The 2,682-nt window shown below is 62.2% G+C and carries 3 protein-coding genes; all 3 read right to left on the bottom strand.

Annotated features, from left to right (window positions below; all coding sequences use genetic code 11):
• Positions 1-823 (bottom strand): thymidylate synthase (locus tag AC1D1X_RS20345; RefSeq protein WP_477699016.1); only part of this gene is annotated, 823 nt, incomplete at its 3' end.
• Between the two features lie 72 nt (positions 824-895).
• Complete coding sequence (locus AC1D1X_RS20340) at positions 896-2,317, bottom strand: FAD-binding oxidoreductase (protein ID WP_477667920.1); 1,422 nt, start codon at positions 2,315-2,317, stop codon at positions 896-898.
• Positions 2,318-2,333: 16 nt separating this feature from the next.
• Positions 2,334-2,675 carry a DUF2069 domain-containing protein gene (locus tag AC1D1X_RS20335; RefSeq protein WP_477699017.1) on the bottom strand — a complete coding sequence of 114 codons (342 nt, stop codon included), beginning with the start codon at positions 2,673-2,675 and terminating at the stop codon, positions 2,334-2,336.
• Between the last annotated feature and the right edge of the window lie 7 nt (positions 2,676-2,682).

Raw genomic sequence — 2,682 nt, 5'->3', positions numbered from 1 at the left:
CCACCGGCGCCTTGATGGCGTCATGGTGCTGGTAGTCCAGAAATTCAAAATCTTCAAACTGGTAGTCAAAGATCGATTCGGGTTTGCGCTTGATCTGCAGCGTGGGGTAGGCAAAAGGCTTGCGGCTCAGTTGCAATGCCACCTGCTCGTGGTGGTTGCTGTAGATGTGGCAGTCGCCACCGGTCCAGATGAAATCGCCCACACCCAGGCCGCATTGCTGCGCCACCATGTGGGTGAGGAGGGCATAGCTGGCAATGTTGAAGGGCACGCCCAGGAAGATGTCGGCGCTTCGCTGGTAGAGCTGGCAGCTGAGCTTGCCCGGCTGGCCTTGCACTTCAGAAGGTGCGACATAAAACTGGAAGAACGCGTGGCAGGGCATGAGCGCCATCTTGGAGAGGTCGGCCACGTTCCAGGCGCTCACGATGATGCGGCGCGAATCAGGGTTGGTCTTCAGCGTCTTGATGACTTCGCTGATCTGATCGATGTGGCCGCCATCCGGCGTTGGCCAGCTTCGCCATTGCACGCCATAAACCGGGCCCAGGTCACCGTCTTCACGCGCCCATTCGTCCCAGATGGAGACGCCGCGCGCCTTTAGCCAGTTGTTGTCGCTCGAGCCCTGCAGAAACCACAGCAACTCATGCACGATGGACTTGAGGTGGACCTTCTTCGTGGTCACCAGCGGAAAACCTTCGTTGAGGTCAAACCGCATCTGGTAGCCAAAGACGCTTTTCGTACCGGTGCCGGTGCGGTCGGCCTTGAAGGCGCCGTGGGTGTCCACATGGCGCATGAAATCTTCGTATTGGGAGCGGATAGGGCGGGTCATTAAAAACCAGTCGGCTAGAGGTCAGAGGGGGTGCCGGGGGCGCGTCATGGCGGCGGGCGGCCAAGACTTCAATTATGCCTTTAGCACCCGTCCCGGGTTCATCAGGTTATGAGGGTCCAGGCCCTGTTTGATGGCGCGCATCATGTCCAGTGCCACGGGTGATTTGTGCTTGGGCAGCGTGTTGACCTTGAGGCTGCCGACGCCGTGCTCGGCCGAGATCGAGCCCCGGTAGCGGTCCACCGCTTCGTAGACCAGGGCATTCATCGGCGTCTCCTGCTCGTTCAGGAAACGCGCCTGGTCTTCATTCTCCGGCGCCTGCACGTTGTAGTGCAGGTTGCCGTCGCCCAAATGGCCATAGACGACCATGCGCGCACCCGGAAAACGCTCCAGCAGCAGCGCATTGGTTTCAGTCACGAACTCGGGAATGCGCGACACATTGATCGAGATGTCGTGCTTGATGTTCAGGCCCTCTTCGGCCTGCGCCATCGGGATGCTTTCACGGATGTGCCACAGCGCATGGGCTTGCGCCATGCTCTCGGCGACCACGGCGTCGGCAACGCAGCCGGCCTCCATGGCGGCTTCCAGGAGTCGCTCGAAGCATTCACGCGCATGGGCTTCGGATTCGTTGTCCGAGTTCTCCAGAACCACGCACCAGGCGTGCTCCTGCCAGAAAGGCACGCGCTGTTGCGGGAAGTGCCTGGCCACCAGGCCCAGTGCGAACTGGCCCATGACTTCGAAACCGGTCAGGCCGGAGCCCAGGTGCTCATGCGCCAGGCCCAGCAGCTGTACGGCAGCCTCAAGCGACGGCACGGCCGTAAAGGCGGTGAGCTGGGATTTCGGCATGGGATACAGCTTCATGATGGCGCCGGTAATCACGCCCAGCGTGCCTTCGCTGCCGATGAACAGGTGGCGCAGGTCGTAGCCGGTGTTGTCTTTTCGCAGGCCGGAGAGGCCGTCCCAGATTTCACCCTGTGCGGTCACGACTTCCAGCCCCAGGCAGAGGTCGCGCGTATTGCCGTAGCGCACGACCTGGGTGCCGCCGGCGTTGGTGCCGAGGTTGCCGCCAATGGTGCAGCTTCCCTCCGAGGCCAGGCTCAGGGGAAACAGAAAGCCGGCTTTTTCGCAGGCTTCCTGCAGGTTTTGCAACACGCAGCCGGCATCGACCGTGATGGTCAGGTTGCCGGCGTCCAGCGTGCGCACCTTGTTCATACGCGTCAGGCTGAGCACGACCTGCGTGCCGGTGTCGTCGGGTGTCGACCCTACCACCATGCCGGTATTGCCGCCTTGCGGCACGATGCTCACGCGTGCTGCGGCGCAGGCTTTCACCACGGCCGCGACTTCAGGCGTGGAGCCAGGACGCACCACGGCCAGGGCCTTGCCGGTTTCACGCCTGCGCCAGTCCTGTACCCAGGGCGTCAGGTCGCCATCAATCAGGACATTGGGTGCGCCGACGATCTGGCGCAGGGACTCAATCAGTTGGGTGTGTGTGCTCACGATGTTCGGCTTCAGGTTAAGGGGTTGATGGATTTGAGGCGCTGGAAGCAGTGGGGGCGTTTTTCAGCCGCACCCGCACATGCATCGCGCAGGCGGCAAACAGCGTGAGGCACAGCAGCACCTCGATGAAGGCCAGGTAGTTGCCGGGGGCGCGGTCGCTCCAGGCCCGCACCACGCCTTCGGTGAAATACAGCCACACCAGCAGGCTGACCCAGCGGTAGGTGTACATGCGGTTTTTCATGATGCCGGCCAGTGGAATGCACAGCGGCAGCACTTTGAGCGCCAGTAATGAGCCGCCCGGGCGTATGGGCGCCAGCCACATTTCCCAGGCCARGCCCAGCACGATAAGGCCCAGCAGGCTGGCC

It is taken from the genome of Polaromonas sp. P1_G4, from assembly GCF_056405475.1.
Note: the sequence above shows the minus strand (reverse complement) of the source record. Positions and strands in the feature narration are given on the sequence as shown.